At 36.8% G+C, this 17,650-nt stretch carries 19 protein-coding genes; 6 read left to right on the top strand and 13 right to left on the bottom strand.

Annotation, left to right across the window (positions count from 1 at the left end; genetic code table 11):
* Positions 1-19 precede the first annotated feature (19 nt).
* Positions 20-844: a LysR family transcriptional regulator gene (locus ACX5JI_RS08445; RefSeq protein ID WP_459500639.1), complete on the top strand. Its 825-nt coding sequence runs from the start codon at positions 20-22 to the stop codon at positions 842-844.
* Between the two features lie 50 nt (positions 845-894).
* Here ACX5JI_RS08445 and ACX5JI_RS08440 read toward each other — a convergent pair whose 3' ends face one another.
* Positions 895-1,767: a LysR family transcriptional regulator gene (locus ACX5JI_RS08440; RefSeq protein ID WP_459500638.1), complete on the bottom strand. Its 873-nt coding sequence runs from the start codon at positions 1,765-1,767 to the stop codon at positions 895-897.
* Positions 1,768-1,877: 110 nt separating this feature from the next.
* On the opposite strand from ACX5JI_RS08440, the gene ACX5JI_RS08435 reads away from it, so the two are divergent.
* The 4 genes from ACX5JI_RS08435 to ACX5JI_RS08420 all read left to right on the top strand — a co-directional run bounded on the left by ACX5JI_RS08435 (position 1,878) and on the right by ACX5JI_RS08420 (position 3,775).
* Positions 1,878-2,294 (top strand): tautomerase family protein, encoded by a 417-nt coding sequence (locus ACX5JI_RS08435; protein ID WP_459500637.1) that lies wholly within the window; start codon positions 1,878-1,880, stop codon positions 2,292-2,294.
* Positions 2,287-2,595, top strand: a complete 309-nt coding sequence (locus ACX5JI_RS08430) for a carboxymuconolactone decarboxylase family protein (protein ID WP_459500636.1) — start codon at positions 2,287-2,289, stop codon at positions 2,593-2,595. The genes ACX5JI_RS08435 and ACX5JI_RS08430 overlap by 8 nt, the downstream gene beginning before the upstream one ends.
* Positions 2,596-2,799: 204 nt before the next feature.
* Complete coding sequence (locus tag ACX5JI_RS08425; RefSeq protein WP_459500635.1) at positions 2,800-3,234, top strand: NUDIX domain-containing protein; 435 nt, start codon at positions 2,800-2,802, stop codon at positions 3,232-3,234.
* 37 nt (positions 3,235-3,271) lie between these two features.
* Entirely contained in the window at positions 3,272-3,775 is a 504-nt protein-coding gene (locus tag ACX5JI_RS08420; RefSeq protein WP_459500634.1) for an NUDIX hydrolase, read from the top strand.
* Positions 3,776-3,899: 124 nt separating this feature from the next.
* On the opposite strand, the gene hemY is transcribed toward ACX5JI_RS08420, so the two are convergent.
* The 4 genes from hemY to ACX5JI_RS08400 form a co-directional block, all read right to left on the bottom strand.
* Positions 3,900-5,321: a protoporphyrinogen oxidase gene (gene hemY, locus ACX5JI_RS08415; protein ID WP_459500633.1), complete on the bottom strand. Its 1,422-nt coding sequence runs from the start codon at positions 5,319-5,321 to the stop codon at positions 3,900-3,902.
* Between the two features lie 26 nt (positions 5,322-5,347).
* Entirely contained in the window at positions 5,348-6,283 is a 936-nt protein-coding gene (hemH, locus tag ACX5JI_RS08410; protein ID WP_459500632.1) for a ferrochelatase, read from the bottom strand.
* Between the two features lie 14 nt (positions 6,284-6,297).
* The gene (gene hemE, locus ACX5JI_RS08405; RefSeq protein ID WP_459500631.1) at positions 6,298-7,344 is read right to left on the bottom strand and encodes a uroporphyrinogen decarboxylase; all 1,047 of its coding nucleotides are present in this window, start codon (positions 7,342-7,344) and stop codon (positions 6,298-6,300) included.
* A 184-nt stretch (positions 7,345-7,528) separates the two neighbouring features.
* Positions 7,529-9,646, bottom strand: a complete 2,118-nt coding sequence (locus ACX5JI_RS08400) for a transglycosylase domain-containing protein (protein WP_459500630.1) — start codon at positions 9,644-9,646, stop codon at positions 7,529-7,531.
* Positions 9,647-9,775: 129 nt separating this feature from the next.
* Between ACX5JI_RS08400 and ACX5JI_RS08395 the strand changes: the two genes are divergently transcribed.
* Positions 9,776-10,249, top strand: a complete 474-nt coding sequence (locus ACX5JI_RS08395) for an antibiotic biosynthesis monooxygenase family protein (RefSeq protein ID WP_459500629.1) — start codon at positions 9,776-9,778, stop codon at positions 10,247-10,249.
* Positions 10,250-10,353: 104 nt separating this feature from the next.
* Here ACX5JI_RS08395 and ACX5JI_RS08390 read toward each other — a convergent pair whose 3' ends face one another.
* From ACX5JI_RS08390 to ACX5JI_RS08355, 8 genes are all read right to left on the bottom strand, one after another.
* Positions 10,354-11,778 (bottom strand): PH domain-containing protein, encoded by a 1,425-nt coding sequence (locus ACX5JI_RS08390; RefSeq protein ID WP_459500628.1) that lies wholly within the window; start codon positions 11,776-11,778, stop codon positions 10,354-10,356.
* Between the two features lie 314 nt (positions 11,779-12,092).
* Positions 12,093-13,544, bottom strand: coding sequence for a PH domain-containing protein (locus tag ACX5JI_RS08385; protein ID WP_459500627.1), 1,452 nt, complete (start codon positions 13,542-13,544; stop codon positions 12,093-12,095).
* The gene (locus ACX5JI_RS08380) at positions 13,537-14,013 is read right to left on the bottom strand and encodes a PH domain-containing protein (RefSeq protein ID WP_459500626.1); all 477 of its coding nucleotides are present in this window, start codon (positions 14,011-14,013) and stop codon (positions 13,537-13,539) included. Before ACX5JI_RS08380 ends, ACX5JI_RS08385 begins: the two co-directional genes overlap by 8 nt.
* Before the next feature lie 123 nt (positions 14,014-14,136).
* The gene (locus ACX5JI_RS08375) at positions 14,137-14,319 is read right to left on the bottom strand and encodes a hypothetical protein (protein WP_459500625.1); all 183 of its coding nucleotides are present in this window, start codon (positions 14,317-14,319) and stop codon (positions 14,137-14,139) included.
* 441 nt (positions 14,320-14,760) lie between these two features.
* Positions 14,761-14,988 carry a hemolysin XhlA family protein gene (locus ACX5JI_RS08370; protein ID WP_459500624.1) on the bottom strand — a complete coding sequence of 76 codons (228 nt, stop codon included), beginning with the start codon at positions 14,986-14,988 and terminating at the stop codon, positions 14,761-14,763.
* A gap of 167 nt (positions 14,989-15,155) precedes the next feature.
* The gene (locus ACX5JI_RS08365; protein ID WP_459500623.1) at positions 15,156-15,545 is read right to left on the bottom strand and encodes a hypothetical protein; all 390 of its coding nucleotides are present in this window, start codon (positions 15,543-15,545) and stop codon (positions 15,156-15,158) included.
* A 230-nt stretch (positions 15,546-15,775) separates the two neighbouring features.
* Positions 15,776-16,984, bottom strand: coding sequence for a macrolide family glycosyltransferase (locus ACX5JI_RS08360; RefSeq protein ID WP_459500622.1), 1,209 nt, complete (start codon positions 16,982-16,984; stop codon positions 15,776-15,778).
* Between the two features lie 102 nt (positions 16,985-17,086).
* Entirely contained in the window at positions 17,087-17,635 is a 549-nt protein-coding gene (locus ACX5JI_RS08355; RefSeq protein ID WP_459500621.1) for a helix-turn-helix domain-containing protein, read from the bottom strand.
* Between the last annotated feature and the right edge of the window lie 15 nt (positions 17,636-17,650).

The following is a 17,650-nucleotide window of genomic DNA, read 5'->3' as shown; positions in this document are numbered from 1 at the left end:
GGAACGGAGGAATCTAGTTTTGGAAAGCCATGACCTATTTATTTTTAAACACGTTGCAGAATTACAATCCATATCTAGAGCTGCTGAAAAATTAGGATATGTACAACCGAATATAAGTCAGCGCATCAAAAACTTAGAAGAAGAGCTCGGCGCTAAAATATTAAAGCGTAACAATAGAGGCGTTACATTAACTGAAAAAGGAAAAGTGTTATTAGAATACACAAATCAAATTCTATTTTTAATGGATGATGCAAAATCAAAAATAAACCCTGAAAAGTGGAAAGATACTTTAACGATTGGAGCATCTCAAACAATTTCTGCGGTGAAAGTTCCGCAGCTATTCTCTTCTTTTTTGAAATTCTATCACAATATTGATATGAAGATGAGAACGAATCATAACGTAAAGTTACAAGAAATGTTGTTATACGGGGAATTAGATGGCATTTTTTTAAGCGGTACATACAATGAGTCACAATTTGAAACGGTGTACAGTTATGATGAGAATATCATACTCATTTCACCAAAACAGACGCATCAAACTTTACTCGTGAACAGTGATCCCAATTGTATCTATAGACAAAAACTATTAGATTACTGTACGAATCATGAATCTGAGCAGAAAACAATCATGGAATTTGATTCACTTGAGTCGATTATACAATCAGCTCATAACGGACTTGGCATGACGATTCTACCAGCTAATGTTGCGTATAGTCGCCCAAAGACAAATGCGGTTCATTATGAAGAACTATCTGAAAAGATCAACGTCGACTTTGTCATTAAGAAAAGAAAACAACAACCGCAAAGCTTACAGAAGTTTATTCGTTTTTTGAAAGAGTTATAACTTTACAACAAAAGCCCCTTCTTATTTGAAAAGGGGCTCTTATTCTTTATTTATAACAATGATTCAATCAATTTAATAAGTTGTTTTTTCGTTTGACTCAAATAATTTCTTTTTTTAGAAGAAACACATAACCCGATCGGCATTTTAGGATCAAATCCGTTTACCTTAACTACTATATTACCTTCTTTTAAAGAAGTCCCCTTCGGAATAATACCTACTAAATCTCCAAAAATCATTTGCGGAATAAGATGCAAAGCACTGCAATTATATACTTTTTTAAAAGATACATTATTTTCTAATAAGAAAGCATTTACAGATTGATAATAATAACAACTATTCTCCCCTATTAAAATGGGATAATCAATGATATCTGCTATTTCAACTCGCTCTTTTTGCAATAATGGATGATGAGGATCATTCACAATAAATTGTATTTGTTCCTTGCAAAGTGGTGTGAAATTTACATTGGAAATATTTTTGTTGTTTCCACAAACTGCAAAATCAATCTTATCTTCGTCTAGCATTTGTGATAAAAGTGCTGTATTTCCAACAACGAAATCACAATGTATATACGGTTTCTCCTCATTTAAATATTGTAATAGTGGAGGAATCAATTTTTCTGCAAACGAGTCTAATAGACCAATTCTTACCGTTCCCTTCTCCTCATTGCTAATGCGCTGCGCTTGCGCTATTGAGTAATCCCAGTGCAGCAACAAGTCGTCCACTTCTTCTACAAATAGAACGCCTTGCGCTGTTAACCGTGCATCCCAGCCACGTTCAAATAAAAGAAAACCTAGTTCCTTTTCTAGCTTTTTAATATGTGTCGTTACGGTTGACTGCGCATAGTTTAACTTTTTGGCCGCGAGTGAGAAAGTTCCTTCCTGAACAATCATCTTAAACGTTTTTAACTCTTTTATCTCCATGTTCACACCTAATCTCTATCGATTTTATTGATAATTTCATTATATATTTTCAATTATACAAATCGAAACTGTGAGCGTACAATAAAATCCATACGAAAAGGAGTGATAATATGCCGTTTGTTACAATCTATTATCCAGAAAAGCAATTACGTGCAGAAGAGTTAAAACAGGTAAGTAATGGTATTCACCATTCATTAATGGAACACTTTCATATTCCTGAAAAAGATTACTTTCATATGTTTTTGCCTTACCCGCCTCAGCAATTTTTTTACGACCCGCATTATCTTTTAGAAAAGGAGAACGAGAGAACAGATCAAATGATCCACGTTTCGATTACATGTGGACCCGGTAGAACAGTGCAGCAAAAACAGCATTTGTATCAAGCAATCTCAGAAGCTCTTTATAACGATACAAACATTTCTACAGCTAATATTTTTATTACATTACACGAAACAGCTGCTGAAAACTGGTCGTTTGGACAAGGAATGGCGCAAATGGTTACTACGGAGGGGAAAATCTATGAATGATCGTATCGAACTCAATATACCGGAGAACATGAGAGAAACTGCTCCCGATTTTGTACAGTATAGTGAAAATATATTATTTGAAAAAGTATGGCGAGATCCTGCTTTAACGCCAAAAGAACGAAGCCTAATTACACTAGCTGCTTTAATTAGTATCGGAAATACGGAACAGCTACCATTTCATCTACAATTAGCAGAAAAACACGGCATAAGCCAACAAGAAATGATTGCTTTAATCACCCATCTCGCTTTTTACACTGGGTGGCCGAAAGCTGCTGCTGCACTGAATGTCATATTACGTTAAAAAAGACCCACCTTTTAATAATGAAAGATATTACTTGTTAAACTAACGTAATAGCTAAATTAAAAAAGGTTTATGACTTTGCTATAATGTACCATATAGAATAGGCACTTAAAAAAGTCCATTCTATATGGTATTTCTTATATAACTCTATTAAATAATCTATACGTAAAATCTGTTAGTGTTAACGAAAAGAGCGTGATACACATGAAAATAAGAAATTCAGTCAAAGCCATACTTATACACGCAGGCAAATTATTAGTGACAACTTATGAAGATGAAGAAGGTGTGTATCACCTACTTCCGGGTGGCGAACAAAAGGTTGGCGAAACATTAGACAAAACCTTGAAAAGAGAATGTCTTGAAGAAACAGGAATTGAAGTAAAAGCAGGAGACCTCTTATTTATAAGAGAATGTTTTATGGATCCTGAAGTACACCGTGTTGAGTTTATGTACGCATGTACCGCTGTAAATGTAAATTCAAAAAAACGACATATGGACAGTAAACAAATAGGTATTTCTTGGTTACCGATAGATGAATTACAACATTCCCCTCTCTTCCCAATCGGTATTAGGAAGCTTATTCAAGACTTTCATACTGGGAATTACTCTAATCCAGTTTATGTTGGTATCATTGATTAATTTTTATGTAGAAATATAAGAACGGAGGGAACATATTTTGTACAAACATACTTTATGCTTTCTAAAAAGAAATGACGAAATACTCATGTTAAACCGTGAGTATGGCCCTTTAAAAGGATTATGGAATGGTGTAGGTGGAAAGATAGAAAGCAAAGAAACGCCTTTAGCTTGTATCATTCGAGAAGTACAAGAAGAAACGGGGATCTACATAGTAGAAAATCAAGCACAGTTTAAAGGAATAGTTAAGTGGGAATTTGATGATGCTTATTTTGGCGGCATGTATGTGTACCTCGTCCATATGCCATCAAATTATTTTTATGCCACTCCTAAAAAAGTAGCTGAAGGGGTATTAGACTGGAAAAAGCTTTCATGGCTTTTAGATAAAAATAACTATGGAGTAGATGAAATCATCCCTCATATTTTACCGAACATTCTTGATAACTCGAAGACTCTTGAGCATCGATGCGTCATTCACGATAATAAAATGATTCAGTATGAACAGAAAGAATTGGTAAATGAAATTATATCAGCGCAAATTTAAATATATCGACCGTTTCTCACAATATATCAGCGCAAATCAAAATATATCAGCGATTCGACAAAGGATATCGATCTCGCGACAAATAACGACAAAAACAGGAGCCCACTAGCTCCTGTTTTTGTCGTTATTGCGCAATTAATTCTGCTTCATCTACTTTTTCTAAATAAGATAATACGTGCCCTGCTGCCGATTCACCTTGATCAATACAATCCGGCAGACCGGATCCAGCGTAAGAGCTACCGGCCAAATACACCCCCGGTAATTCTCGCTCCATAAATGTTGTTAATTTCTCCATACGCTCTTTATGCCCCACTGTATATTGCGGCATGGCGTCTTTCCAGCGACTGATCACGGTAAATTCCGGATTTGCTGTAATATCCATTGTTTTTTGCAAATCTTCTAATATGAATTGAATCATTTCTTCATCTGTTTGCTCAACGATTGCTTCATCACCAGGTCGTCCCATGTAGCAGCGAAGAAGTACTTTTCCATCCGGTGTTGTATGCGGCCATTTCTTATGGGTCCACGTGCACGCCGTCATCGTAAAGTCACTATTTCGCGATACGACAAAACCAGTTCCATCAATATCACGCTTAATGGCTGCTTTCGGAAATGCTAAGGCAACATTGGCAACGGATGTCGATGAAATGTTGCGGAAGAAGCGGAACTCTTTATACTGAGCAAACATGGATGGCAATACTTTATGAGACGCCGCAATAATAATAGCATCCGCCTCCATTTCTTTTCCATTGCTCATTGTAATCGAATAACCATCGCCCATTTTGGCAACTTTTTCAATCCGCGTTCCCTTCACAACCGTTCCATCTTCTAGCCGCTCTTCTATTCTTTCTACAAGAGATTGCAAGCCTTTTTTCAATGTTAAAAAGATTCCTTTTGGCGCTTCATCCGTTTCTTTCTTTGGAGCCAAATTACGCATACCGAGTGAAACACTACGATATTTCTGCTCTACTTGATAAAACTGCGGAAACGTCGCCATTAAGCTCATTTGGTCAATATCCCCTGCATAAATTCCCGATAACAATGGTTCGATCAAATTTTCAACAACTTCATTTCCGAAACGGCGCCGGAAAAATTGCCCAAGTGATTGATCAGAAACAGGTTTCGAACGTGGTAATACGAAATCAAAACCTGCTCTTACTTTTCCAATCGGAGAGAACAATCCTGAAAATAGAAAGGGTGTAATTTGCGTTGGAATTCCCATCATCGATCCGCTTGGCATCTTATGTAATTGATTGTTTACAAGAACAAATGACTGACCAGTTGCATTGTTTACGAGCTGATCTCCAAGCCCGAGTTCTTTTACTAATCTAGCAGCACTTTCTTTTCTTTCTAAGAAAGAATCTGGCCCGCGCTCAATTGTAAATCCATCTTTTCGAACGGTTTGAATTTTCCCTCCAAGCTTACCCGATGCTTCTATTAACAGTGTATCAATCGGCAATTTTTTTTCGCGAATTTCTTTTTGTAAGTAATACGCCGCTGTTAAGCCTGTAATTCCACCACCGATGATTACAACTTTCTTCTTCAAAAAGGCTCCTCCTTTCCCAAGGGACATTACAATACTTCTGTTTGTTTCTTTAACACAACATCTGCTAGACAATCAATAAAGGCAGCTGAAGCATTTGGCATATCCGGACGATAATACTTCGCTCCAATTTCCTCTGTGACGATTTTACATTCAATATCATTGTCGTATAACACTTCTAAATGTTCTGCGACAAATCCAACTGGTGCATATACAAATGAAGTGTAGCCATACTTTTCATGTAGCTCTCTCGTTAAATCTTGTACGTCTGGCCCAATCCATGGATCTGGTGTATTACCAGCACTTTGCCAACCAACCGCATAATTTGGAACCTCTGCACCGCGCGCAATATAATCTGCGGTTTCATTTAACTGCTCTGGATAAGGATCACCTAAAGCGATTATTTTTTCTGGTAAACTATGCGCAGATACGATTAACACTGCTTTTTCACGTTCTTCTTCTGCCATGCCATTATAGATTTTTTTCACTTCGTCTACCCAATACTGAATAAACTTCGGTTCTTTATACCAGCTATCAATGCCATGAATCGTTAAGTTTCCAAGCTTCTCTGCTTCTTCCTGTGCTCTGCCGACATATGATTTTACGCTAAACGTCGAATAGTGCGGCGCAAGAACAAGCGCAATCGCCTCTTCAATCCCATCATGATGCATTGCCGCTACCGCATCCTCAATGAACGGTTCAATATGTTTTAAGCCGAGATACATATGAAATTCCACATGATCTTGCATGTCATTTAAACGTTTTTCTAGTTTTTTCGCTTGTTCTAATGTAATTGTAGCTAAAGGAGAAATGCCGCCAATCGCACGGTAACGTCCTGTTAAGTCCTCTAACATTTCTGGACTTGGCTTATGTCCTCTGCGAATATGCGTATAGTACCGTTCGATATCTTCTTCTTTATACGGTGTACCGTATGCCATTACAAGCAAACCAATCTTTTTTTTCATACACCTATTCTCCTTTACTTCGCTAATTGCTCTTTAGAATAATCATGAATAAATGCCGTTAAGCGTTTTAATGTATCTGGATTTACTTCCGGGAAGACACCGTGACCTAAATTAAATACATAACCAGGTTGTTTCATCCCTTGATCTAGAATCCCTTTTACATGCTCTTCAATAACGTGCCATGGTGCAAGTAAGAACGAAGGATCCATATTACCTTGTACCGCTTTATGAATACCACGAGAACGCGCTTCTTCAATTGACAGGCGCCAATCAAGTCCGACTACATCAAGAGGCAAGTCATTCCAGTCATTTGCTAAATGTCCTGCTCCAACACCGTGCATAATCATCGGAACATTCATTGCGCGAACTTCCGTGAAAATACGCTCCATTACCGGTTTAATAAATATGCGATAGTCTGCTGTATTTACCGTTCCAACCCAAGAATCAAAAACTTGCACCGCTTTTGCTCCTGCTTTAATTTGTGCTTTCAAATATGTAATGACCATATCTGCAAGCTTATCCATTAATGCAAACCACGCTTTCGGCTCTGCATACATAAACGCCTTTGTTTTATGATAGTTACGAGAAGGCCCTCCTTCTATCATATAACTCGCTAATGTAAACGGTGCCCCTGAAAAACCAATTAACGGAACGTCTAACATTTCTGTCGTTAATAAACGAATCGTATCTAATATGTATGGAACATCATCTTCCGGATGGATCTCACCGAGCTTCTCTACATCTTGTAAAGAACGAATCGGATTATCAATAACTGGACCAATCCCTGATTTAATTTCAACATCAACACCGATTGCCGGTAGTGGTGACATAATATCTTTATACAGAATCGCTGCGTCGACATTATATTGATCAACTGGAAGCTTTGTAACATATGCACATAGCTCTGGATTGTGCGTAATTTCAAATAAAGAATACTTCTCTTTTATCTTTCTATACTCAGGCTGCGAGCGACCAGCTTGTCTCATATACCATGCTGGTACATATTCTGTTTGCTCCCCCATACATGCTTTTAAAAATGTCTCATTTATCGTTCTTACCAAGACCCTTGCTCCCTTCCTTACCATCGCTTCTAACGAACCCTATCCTACTTATTTATCTTTTTTTACTATACAGCTTGTAAAAACAAAATGCATAACATTATGTACGTTGTTCATGAAATTGACACAAACGTTCGTAAAAACGCTTACCTTTTTCACAACATTCTCATTATATCATAAGCCAAAACTACGGTTTAGCCACTTTTGTCTTTTCGCCTTCGCGATTTGTTTGTGGGTTATATGGAACAACATAAAAACTTGGTTTAGCGAATATATTGATAAACTTCTCTTCATACTCACCAACCCCTTTTACCGTCCCAACATGAGTATGGATACCATTCTCAACCTTATAGATTCGATAGAGAATCCTTTTATCTTGCAATGGTTTCCAGCTCAATTTCGTCGTAAATAAACCAAACGGACTAAAAGATAATTTCTCCTCTATATTTTCAATCTTACTTAAACGAATTGGTTTTCCAATCGTTTCAACCCCTTTTGGCTTCTTAAAATGCGTTTGATTTTGTACATTTGCCTTCGTTAAAATCTTCTTGAATAATTGTGTTGCCGCCGCGCTTCCATCTTGCAGTTGATGCTCCTTATCTGTACGATCATATCCAATCCAGACCGCACCTACTAAACTCGGCGTATATCCGACAAACCACTGATCTCTAGCACCTTCACTTTGGTTCGGAAGAGATGTTGTCCCTGTTTTTCCTGCTAATGCCCCTTTATACTCTCCCGCTTTCGCTGTTCCTTCTTTTACAACACCTTCTAACATTTTTGTCATATACCAAGCTGTTTGTTTTGAAAATATTTTCGTTTCGGTCTTAGGTGATTCTCCAATCATCTTTCCGTGTCGATCGAATACTTTTTCAATAACATGCGGCTCAATAATGTTTCCATCTGCTACAAAAGAACGGTACATCTTGACAAGTTCAAATGGAGAAACTCCTTCTTTCAGTCCACCAAGTGCCGTGCTTAAACCAGATTCTGCAATATGAATATTCCCCTTCTCTAAATATTGCTTTCCCTCTTCTACTCCCAGCTCATGTAATAAAGATACAGCTGGTACGTTCGCCGATTGTAACAATGCGTCATACATCGTCACTTCTTTTGAATACTCGCGATTATAATTGCGCGGTTCATACCCTTCAAAGGATGTTCGTTCATTTGTTAATAAAGAATACGGATTATACTTTTTCGTTTCCAGCGCTGGTGCATACACGATAAGCGGCTTTAAAACAGACCCTGGCTGCCGCTTTGCATACACTCTATTAAATCCTCTTGGCACATACTCTCGCCCTCCAATCGCGGCTTTAATGCCTCCTGTCGCATGATCCATTAATAAAAAGGCTCCTTGTGCCCCGCTCTCATTTCCTGGAAAATTATGCGCGTCTTGAAATTGATCGTAAGCTACTTTTTGAATTTTTTCATCCATCGAAACAATAAATGTATAGCCTCCGCGCAAAACTTCTTGATGCGACAAGCCATATAAACGAGCCGCCTCATCTACTACCATATCGACATACGGCATATAAGCGAGTTCCCTTTCATCTACATTTTTATAAAGTGCAATCGTTTTCCCTTGATAGCGAACACTTTCCTCCGCTGATATATATCCTTGTTTATGCATAAGAGATAATACTAAATCACGGCGTTCCTTACTCTTTTTCGGATGTAAAAACGGCGAATATCCATTTGGTGCTTTCGGCAGCCCCGCAAGCATCGCTCCTTCTTCAACTGTTAATCTCTCTACATCTTTATTAAAATATAATTTCGCGGCTGCTTGAATCCCGTAAGCGCCATGGCCAAAATAAATATGATTCATATACATTTCAAGAAGCTGCTCTTTCGTGTAAGTTTGTTCTAATTTAAGTGCAATTGCTACTTCTTTTAGTTTACGTGTGAACGTTTTTTCATGCGTTAAAAAAACATTTTTAACGAGTTGCTGCGTAATGGTACTACCGCCCTCCACTTTTTCTCTCGCTAAAATATCTTTATACAATGCGCGAAACACAGATGGATAGTCAATCCCATGGTGGTCGTAAAACCGCGCGTCCTCGACGGTGATAAATGCCTGTTGTACATGTTTTGGAATTTGCTCAATCGGTACAAGCTCTCTATTTTCTACATATAATTTTGTAATTTCGTTTCCCTTTTGATCAACAATACGTGATGAAGAGTGGAAAACTAACTGTTTTTCATCCATCATATAACCACCAGCTAACACAATGAGTTTATATAGTACAATCGCTACTACAAACACCGCCACGCTGCCCATTAAAGTCCACTTTATTTTCTTCATACATCGTCCTTCTTTCCAAATGATGGTATGTTTATTATTTGAAAAATGATTATCTTTATGTATATAATCTTCGAAGTTTTTCAGAAGAGTTGCTATAATAAAGTCAAACTTATAAAGGGGGCATTACAAATGAAAGCAATCATTTCATACGAAACACCTCTAGAAAATCCACATTTCACCGCAAAAAATAACGAAAAAGATATGTTTTATAAAGAGAATATAGAAGAAACAGTGGAAAGTACGCTTCAGTATGACGTGTTAGACGCGGTCGGAGAATTTAACGGACAAGCTGGCTTCATTGTTTGTAACAACATCTCTGTAACAGACGAAGGCCGTCCCGTTTTTGAAAATCGCTTCAAAAACCGTGCAGGACTGATTGAAAACGAACCAGGCTTCCAAGCAATTCGCGTTCTTCGTCCATTAAGTAACGATACATATGTCATTATGACGATGTGGGAAACAGAGCAAAACTTTAAAGACTGGACAGAATCACGTTCTTTCGAAAACGCACATAAAAAACGCCCTGCACAAGCGAGTGCAGAGCCGCAGAAGAGTATTTTTTCAAGACCTTCTTTTGTGACTACTTTTGATGTGTTGGCGTAGAAAAGACATACTCTTATCCTTTTCAAAAGTGCAAACAATATAAGTAGAAGGCGAAAAGCTTGAGAGATAGTCCAAGTTTTTCGCCTATTAATGAAACCCGTTACTTATCCTTTTTTCTTATACCAACTCCGTATATAGTTGGTATCCTCTTCACTCACATGCTTCAATTCATAATGACGCCCCTGGGCACTACAAGCTACCGCTACAACATACGTATATAACCGATTTCTCCGCTGAAAGTATGATTGTTTTTTGGTCATTGCTTGTACATGTCTTCTTCTCACGAAACCTGTATACTTTGCAATGCCTCTGTACACAAGCGTCAACTGATTGGATTTTATCGCATATCCACCCGTTTTATACTTGCCATATCCAAGAATCGTAAAGAACAAAAATAATGGAATCAGTACGAATAAAGCACTAGATTGCTGAAAATATACACTTGCCCCGATAATCGGTACTGATGTAATTACAAAAGTAATCCAGCCCATAAGCAAATAACGACGCAGCGCTGCTTTTGGTAAATGTACAATCTCCTCTTCCATTTCATATGGTAACGCTAAATATGTCAACAATGCTTGTACATCCTTTTTCTTCATAAGCGGGTGTAGTATGACATTCATATTATCTGTTTCAATACTTTGAATCACTTCTATCTCAATAGAACAATATCCAAACGGTTGACGAAGAAGTCCTTCTTTCATTGTCAACGCTTGAATGCGATGCAGTTTTAAAACTATTTCTTTCCTCTCAAGCAGCCCTTGTGAAATATGAATTTCATTTCCATTTCTCTGCATAGTAAAGTTCGCATGTTTAAAAGCATAGCCAATTGTAGAAATGATCCATGAGATTACGATTAAAATAGCACCTATATATAGCAAATTATGTATACCATTATCTTTCACATATGTTTCTACTTCTTCTATGAACCATTTTGGAAGAACGTTATCAAATTGTGTATAAAGGAAAAACAATCCTGAAAATAACAAGCCAAACTGACCAGATGTAACGGCTGCTAGCAAAATTTCTTTTGCTGTTAACTGGTAAATAGTTGTATTTGTTTCCGGTGGTACACTTTTCTCTTCTTTTAAAAATTTCTCGTTTTCTTTATGCAATAAACCAATTAATTCTTTCGCTTCCTCTTCCTTAATACCAGCCAATGTTACTTCCGGTTCACTACCCCCACCAGCCGTTTCAACCTTCAGCTTCGTTAGCCCAAATAGCTGATATATGATATTTGAATTCTTACTAATTGTTTGTACACGCTCTTTATTTAAATAACTTTCCTTTTTAACAAAGACCCCTTGTTTAATATGTAAAACATGATTTTTGATCCAATACACTTTAAAATACCATTTCACAAATGAGAATACAGCCAAAACCAATACAAAACCTACAATGAAGATGGGAAACCAATACCAAGGCTCTATTTCATCTTTAGGACCAAATAAGACAATGAGAATAAGAGGAAATAAACTAGAAATTCTTATACCAAATAATATCGTAATCGGATGTTGTCTCTTATACACCCTCATCGCTCACCTTTGCAAGTACTCCTGCACCAATTAAAGCATAGACCTTCCACACTTTGACCATATTCGGATGAATTGTGCTTTCTAGCAGCTGCATGTAATCACTCCAAATTTAAGAATCTATTACATATGTATATTATTTACATCTAATTGTAATATTCTATAATCATACAAAACAAGATAAAATGAAATTTTATCAGCGATTTTTCAAATATATCGGCGATTCGACAAATAATATCGACTAACCAACAAAAAACGACAAAAAACAGCCCCCCTAGCCACTGTTTCCCAACAAAATGAAAAGATCACCCTCACAAAAGGGTGATCTTCTCATTTTTCCTCGTAAACCAATCGCGCATCGCTTTTGCATCTTGCATCGTCATATGTTTTAACTTGTAATGATGCCCGGTCTCTGATGAAGCAATAGCGAATATAGATGTGCATAGCTCGTTTTTACGTTGAAAGAACGTTTGTGTTTTGGTTAATGATTGTATATGTCTTCTACGAATTAATCCTGTATGTTTTCCAATACTTCTAGACACAATGGTCAACTGCTGGTCAGATAGTGCATACCCGCCAGCTGTAAATGATATGTAACCAAGCCACGTCAAAATAGCAAACAAAGGAAGTAATACGAGCATTGCCATATATTTTTCAAAATATATGGCTGCACCTGCGATTGGAATTGTAAAAATCATAAAGACAATCCAGTATGCACGTAAATAACGTCTTAACGCCACTTTTGGTAACCCAATCAGATTCGTTTCTAATTTATAAGGAAGTTCTAAATGATCGAGTAAACTAGGTACATTTGTTTTTTTCATAAGAGGATGAATTGTTACATTCTTCTCTCCTTTTTCAGCATTTTGAATCACTTCTGCATGAATCGAACAATACCCTAACCATTCACGTAGCAATGTCTCTTTTATTGTAATCCCTTGAATGCGATGCGTTTTTAAAACAACTTCTTTCTTTTCCAAAAGCCCTTGTGAAACCCGTATTTCATTGCCATTTCGAACAATTGTAAAATTAGCATGCTTCATCGCATATCGAAGCGTTGATAAAATCCATGATAAAACAAGGAGTATTGCCGCAATATACAGCCAAGTAGAAATGGCAAAATTAAAATCCATTACATACTTTTCCACTTTTTTTATCATCCAATCTGGAGCATAGTCATGCGCCTTTGAAGAAATAAACAACAGTACAGAAAATACGATTCCAAATTCACCAGAAGTGATGGAAGCTAACATAATTTCTTTCCATGTTAGTTTGTATTCAGATGACTTTGGCTCCTCTTGCAAGGCGGAATCTATTATTTCTTCCTCATTTTCTCTTTTTACAGCCATTTCTTCATTTAATAGAGAGATGAGTGCTTTTGCATCTTCAAGGGTCACACCAGCTAAACTTACTTCTGGTTCCTTCCCTCCGCCTGCCGTTTCAATTTTTAGCCTCGTTAATCCTAATAATTGATATATAACATTCGAACTTGTATTGATCGTTTGTACACGCCCTTTATTTAAGTAGCTCTCTTTTTTTACAAACATCCCTTCTTTTATGTGCAGTACATTGTCCTGAACCCAATATACTTTGTAATACCAATGTATAATAGCAAATACAATCGTCACGACAAACAATGCAATCGGAATCATATACCAAAAAGGAAACTTGCCTTTTAAACTAATTAAAGGAATAAGCCCTGGTAATAGGTGAGAAATTTTCAGTTCTAATAAAATCGTGATCGGATGCTGCCTCTTATACATCCTCATCACTCACCTTTGCTAGTTCCGCGATTTGACGCTTTAATCGCTCCGCTTCCCTCATTGTTAAACCAGGAATACTATGAGAAGTAGCGGCGGTAGAAATCTGTAATTCTGCTAGATTGTGTTTTCTCATAATTGGTCCTTGTTCAATTGTAACGTGTTGCACACGAATCATTGGCACTAAAACACGTTTTACAATAAACATACCACGCTGAATCTCAATCTCTTCTTCATTTAATTGATAACTATGATAGCGTTGACGCAAATTCGGGAATACAAAATAATCAAGTGGTGCATACACTATTGATCCGATGAAAAGCACCCCAAAAAGCCAACCCCACCAATGAAATTTAATCATAAAAAAGAGATACGCCAGAACAACAGCCGTTAATACTCCCGCCATAATTAAAGCATGCGTTTTCCAAACTTTAACCATATCAGGATGAATTTCATTTTCTAATGGTTGCATGTTATCACTCCAAATCTAAAAATCTACTAACTTCCTACTCAGCATGGAGCTAAAAAGAAAGCTTTTATGTCGATTTCGTAATATATGTATATACTACAAAATTTAACGAAAGATGGAAATATGTTAATTATCTTTCTTTTCACCATCGCTCTTCTCCGGAATGAAATACCCGAACCAAATGAACCAAATAAGGCTTATACATGCCGTCCATCCCTGTTCACCTTGAAAAGCATCAATTACGTTTGGGAATTTATATACTCCAATTAAACCAAGGAAACCGAGAAACCAGTCTTTGCGAAATTTCATATAAGAAACTCCTTTCTCACTATTCTCCCTTTTCATTAAAACACTCTTTACACTTTCTGTCAGTAGCGTAGCCGCCACAAATTTTTCTTATCATGTATGCTGCAGCGCATTTTTCTAAGTTTGGAAATTAAAATAAAAAGAGAGGCATTCGCCTCTCTTCAGAGTGTTGGGAAACAGGAGTTAGGGGGAACCCTGCTTTTTGTCGTTTTTTGCTGGTTAGTCGATATCCGTTGTCGAATCGCTGATATATGATGACAAACGATCGATATATGATGAGAAACGGTCGATATATTTGAAAAATCGTCGATAAAATTTCATTCACCACTTTATACGGACCAATCTCGTCAGATTACCATGTTTCTTTTTATCATTTCATAGCATTTCCCTTTCTACACGGGCTGAAGAGAGAGATTCGCCTCTCTTAAAAAATCATTGATACGATTACATTCCACCTTTCATCAATAATCCTAGTACTCCCATCACAACAGCGCTCACAACAATTCGTAAAATCCAAGTCGTATTTGTACTAATCTTTTCTAATTGTTTATTAATTGTAGAAATATCCTTTTCACTAATGGTTATCCTCGTTTCTAAATTACGAATATCTCTCACCATCTCCTTTTGCTCTGCCTTTAAATATTCAATTTGCTCCCTTAAGTCTTCTTGCATACATTCACACCCTTCAATTACTATATTGAAATGCCTTTTATATACTATGAGACAAGCTCTTTTCATGTGAATGAATGCTGAGTTCCTTAATAAAATTACTATTTAAATCGAATTCTTTGAAGAGGATGAGTACCACGTATAATGGATAACAAATATACATGTATGTCTTATTTTTGATTCACTTCTATATGTAACGTTCCATCTTGACGGACCGACTTAATACTAATATCTATCGTTCCTTTTCCTTTCCCTTCAAAATAACCAAAAATGACCACTTTGTGTGTATTTTTCTGATTATCTTGATAATGTAACGTTAAGCTATTTTCTCCAACATCTTTTAACTTAATTTTAGTTTTATATTGTTTATTAGAATGTATGGTAGGTATGCTGAATTTTTCTAGTTTACGACCATCCGTAATTATGAGATTTTCAATATCTTGATTTGTTTTATTATGAATTGTAATATCAAAGCCATGATAAAAAAATAAAATATAAGCGACTCCCAATGATAAAAAGATAGATAATGCCCCTACTATGACTCCTATTTTTTTTAGCATAATATCCCCCTTGCGATTTGATAGCTACAAAATTTTTAAAAACGAGTTGTGTTCGTGGCTTCTTCTAACTCTATATGGGCAGGTAGCTGTTGCTTTGAAATAAAGTTTAATCAAAACTTACTTATCATTCTTTGATTTAAGGAATAAAGCACCGAATCTTTTTATAACTGTTGCAGCTTTATTCAAAATCCAGCGTCTTTTTTTACATAAATGAAATTAGGTGCTGCGTTTTATATTTGCATACCGTATTGACCTTTAAATTTAAAAATCTCATCAACAGCTCGCTGATACCCCCCTGCCGTTTGAAAGGATTCCCTCATATTTGCAGCAGCTTTCTGGAAAGATGACTGTCCCAACACGTGATCTACGGTTTCTCGTAGTTGCTCTGCTGTCAATCCTTGCATTTGTAATCTCATGTCGGCTCCAAGATTCACAACTTGTTGCGCAATTACTGGCTGATCTGCGCTTTGCGGGATTACGATGAGTGGAACCCCGTAATATAGACCTTCATTGGTACTGTTCATTCCGCCATGTGTGATAAATAATTTCGTGTATGTAAGCACCTCTGTTTGTGGAACATAATTTTTCACAATGAAGTTTTTCGGAATCTCTCCTAAATCAGCTATTTGAACTTTTTCTCCAATCGACATCACAACGGTATGGTCAGTGTTCTCAAATGCCTTAAAACAAAGCTTATAGAAATCAATTGCCTGGTTAAAAACAGTACCTAGCGAAATATAAATTGGGCTTTTCCCTTTAATTACAGTAAAATCGAAGTTTTCTTTTGTTAATTGTGTAGAGATGGATGGTCCTACAAATTTGTATGTTTGGTCAAATGTTTCTCCAAAAGGTTGAAACTCCCTAGTTGTATAAACAATTGTAAGTTGTGCGGGATTGCAGAAAACTTCATAAGGAGAAGTGATTTCAACATCATATTTTTCTTTAATGTTTGTTGTTAGATTTTGAAAATCATTATTTATCTTCTCAGCAATTTCTGTTGGGATATTTTGCGAAAGCTGCTCTAACATTCTTTCAAATGCTATTTCAGTTTGAGCAAAAGAGGTGCACGAATTAATTGCAGGAAGCTTTAGAATTTTGGAAAGCAACCGTCCACAACCAAACATAGAATCGTGAATGATGTAATCAAAATGTTCTCCCTGGATCTGTTCTAAAACACTAGGTATAATGATATCCGCCGTATGTAAAAGACCGTTAATTCTTTCAGATAAATAATTTCTTCCACCTGAGAGAAAGGCTTGTATAAATTTTTGACCGTCAAATGTCCGTACATCGGCTCCCGTCTTCTCAATACGTTCTCGAAAATCTTCTATTGAAAAGTATACTACCTCTTCCCCGCGCGAAATAAGCTCTTGTACAACTCCAATTGTTGGATTAATATGTCCTTCTGATCCACCATTAATGAATAAAACACGTGCCATTATAACCACTCCTTAAGTCAAATGTTCTCTAGATTAATAAGAGTATGGAACACTCCCCCATACTCTTACTTAACTTGATAGCGGTGGGACGAGCCCACATTTTTAGTAGTAATAAATGATATCTATAAATTCAAGCACCGTATCCAGATGATTGGTGAAAGTATGCGGAAGCGAACAGTCAAAGTGGATAGAGTCACCTTCCCGAAGCACATATTCTCCTGTAGTCAACTCGATCGTCAATTCCCCCCGAGTCACAAAAATATATTCCTGAGTTTTAGGAGCGTGGCCATCAGAATTATGCTTACAATTGGGCTGTAACTCAACCTTAAATAATTCAAAATTACGGTTGGGATTGGTAGTGTAGTAACAGTAGGAGGCAAAGGAATCCTCATTCTCGGACTGCTTCTTGCAGTCGCTCTTCCGGATGACAACGGCATCATCTATTGGGCAATCAATCAGCCGAGTATACGGAACCTGCAGACCGATGGCAATCTTCCAAATCGTGTTGATGGTTGGGTTAGATTCACCTTTCTCTATCTGAGAGAGCATTACCTTACTAATACCGGACAACTCTGATAACTGACCGAGACTAAGATTTCGCTCTGTTCTTAACCTCTTTAAATTTACAGAAATTATATCATTTAAGTTCATAGAAATCCTCCTATT

Source organism: Bacillus sp. C1 (assembly GCF_054570475.1).
The sequence above is the reverse complement of the archived record's forward strand: the minus strand, read 5'-3'. Positions and strand labels throughout refer to the sequence as shown.